Source organism: Burkholderia sp. Bp9142 (genome assembly GCF_003853415.1).
In the GTDB taxonomy this organism is placed as follows: Bacteria; Pseudomonadota; Gammaproteobacteria; order Burkholderiales; family Burkholderiaceae; genus Burkholderia.
The window spans coordinates 1-2291 of the sequence record NZ_QTPP01000080.1 but is presented as its reverse complement, the minus strand read 5'-3'; the positions used below and the strand labels follow the sequence as shown (position 1 = coordinate 2291).

The 2291-nt window shown below is 61.0% G+C and carries 2 protein-coding genes and 3 tRNA genes; all 5 read right to left on the bottom strand.

Annotated features, from left to right (window positions below; translation table 11 throughout):
• On the bottom strand, window positions 1-86 hold an 86-nt coding region (locus DIE22_RS37695; protein WP_033473206.1), incomplete at its 3' end, for a GTP-binding protein.
• Between the two features lie 65 nt (window positions 87-151).
• A tRNA-Thr gene (locus DIE22_RS37690) sits at window positions 152-226 on the bottom strand.
• Between the two features lie 24 nt (window positions 227-250).
• Window positions 251-324, bottom strand: a tRNA-Gly gene (locus DIE22_RS37685).
• A 44-nt stretch (window positions 325-368) separates the two neighbouring features.
• A tRNA-Tyr gene (locus tag DIE22_RS37680) sits at window positions 369-454 on the bottom strand.
• Between the two features lie 871 nt (window positions 455-1325).
• Complete coding sequence (locus tag DIE22_RS38455) at window positions 1326-1547, bottom strand: hypothetical protein (protein ID WP_185640789.1); 222 nt, start codon at window positions 1545-1547, stop codon at window positions 1326-1328.
• Between the last annotated feature and the right edge of the window lie 744 nt (window positions 1548-2291).

Genomic DNA, 2291 nt, shown 5'->3' with positions numbered 1-2291 from the left:
GTCAGCGTCGTCTTGCCGTGGTCAACGTGACCAATCGTACCAACGTTGACGTGCGGCTTGGTCCGCTCAAATTTACCCTTGGCCATTTTCGACTCCCAAAAGGAATTTCACAGGTTGCGCCGCGCGCAAACAGACACTGACTTTTTGCTGCTGGTGCCCATGGGCAGGATCGAACTGCCGACCTCTCCCTTACCAAGGGAGTGCTCTACCACTGAGCCACATGGGCGCTATACGCTTCAACTACACGAACTGGAGCGGGTGAAGGGAATCGAACCCTCGTCGTAAGCTTGGAAGGCTTCTGCTCTACCATTGAGCTACACCCGCACGGGCCACTAACGATTCCCTACCGCTCTCTGCGCTGATGTTCTTGGTGGAGGAGGTTGGATTCGAACCAACGTAGGCGTAAGCCAACAGATTTACAGTCTGCCCCCTTTAGCCACTCGGGCACCCCTCCGTAGAGAACTGACGATTATGGGGGTGCATCGCACTCCTGTCAAGCACATCCGGAAGATTATTTTCATTCTCTTCCAGCGCGCCCCGGCGACTCACCCGACACCCGTGCTCACCTGGCTGAGGCGAGCACGAGAGGATCGCCGATCGGCGCCCACATCTTCGTCAGACTCCGTCTTCAGCGTCGATTTGCATCTTCGCTAAAAACGAAAGACCGCCATCATACGACGTCCCGCGCATAATGCCAAGCGGGTAGATGCAAAAAAATCCGCAATTTCCATGCCGGAAGGTTGCGAGACCTCCGCCAGGGACTCTGATCGATCGAAGTTGGAGGTATGAATCGGTGTACTGCAAGGCACCGGGTGGCTGGCGTCTCCGCAGCAGCTGTCGGCACACTGCAGCTAAAACCTGATTCAGTGTATAGGGCTACCGTCCTCATCGGTTCCGCGCGGCACATCGAACTTTCAGGATCGGGCCGCCCCTCCGGTCGGCCCCCTCTCAGAAAGCCGGCGCGTACGTGCCACTCCGTGTCACGCGATCAAGCAGCCCCATCTCCACCCCTCTCCCACCCCATGCTTCATCCGGCCTTCCCTCTTGCTCCCGCGCCAGTCTTCGTCACTTCCGCAGCCCATGCGCCCCTCCCCAAACGGATGGCGCCGGCGGACGGGATCGCGGCGATCCGACAGCAGGCGCTCCCCGAGAACCACGTCTCAGGGCGCACAAAGGACACGGCGGCTCGCGCTGCGTATGACACGTTGAAGCCGGCCGACGACGCCGGTTGCTTGACCACTGCCGGCAGCAGGCGACGGCCGCGAGCGCCATGACTGCGGAAACAATCACGTAAGCATGGGTGCCTGAAGGACATGCCGACCCACTTAATCGCGGCCGACAGCGACGGTGACGCCTCCCAGGGCGACACCGACAGTTCGGCCGGCCTTGATGTGTCTTGCGGCGCTGATACGCGACGATCTGCGCCTGCGCGCCTTGCTGCCGCATCGCTTGCGCATCGCTTGCGCGTCGCCGTCGCCGTCGCCGTCGCCGTCGCCGTCGCCGTCGCCGTCGCCGTCGCAGTGAGCGTGCAGCGGTGCAGCGCGCATTGCATCGGACCGTCGTGCAAGCCGGCCAACATGAGCGTCTGGCCTGCCTATCGCAGCGAAGCCGCGCCGTACGCCACATCCGACGGGCCGATACGACGCACACCTCGCGCAGTTGAACGCGGATACCTGCGTCGGCTTTGACCCGGGCGCATATGCGACGCCTCGCATGGATCAGGAGGCAGAGGGGCAGTTTCGCTCGTCATTCAGGCGCCAACAGGCATGCGCCCGCGGGCTCGCCCTGCTCACGAGAGCCTCGGGGAGCGTCGCAGATTCGCCACGAAACGAACCAGTCACGCCCCGGCACCTCGGACCAAATCGCCAATATTGAGCAGAGATAGCTGAAATATGCAGCCAATAGGCCATGATGATGAACCAGCAAGGCGCGATCATCCGGCGAGTCGTGCAATGTGCTCGATGCGGCAAATAACGGGGAGAAAGGCCAGGACACGAGATCGCTCCGAGCATGAAACGCCCATCGGCGGCAGCCAGATGAGTGACGAAACCTTTATCGTGCGCCAGGGCAATCGGCTACGCGCTCGATGGTCGATCGTCCGAAAGATGGAAGCCGGCACGAAGCTCGATGCCAGCGGTAACAAGAACTGATGGATGCAGCAGATCTCGCTGCGTGGGTTCGATGCTATCGGCCGTGATGAGAACCGGGATGCGTTGACCTGCCCCCTGCAAACAGGGCCAACCGGAGTCTAGTAAAGTTCGTTTTCGGAGAAGAAGACGAACATGAAGAAG

Excerpts from the sequence above, each read along its gene's own strand:
- DIE22_RS38455 (WP_185640789.1), bottom strand. The coding sequence starts at position 1,547 with ATGCGCGCTGCACCGCTGCACGCTCACTGCGACGGCGACGGCGACGGC.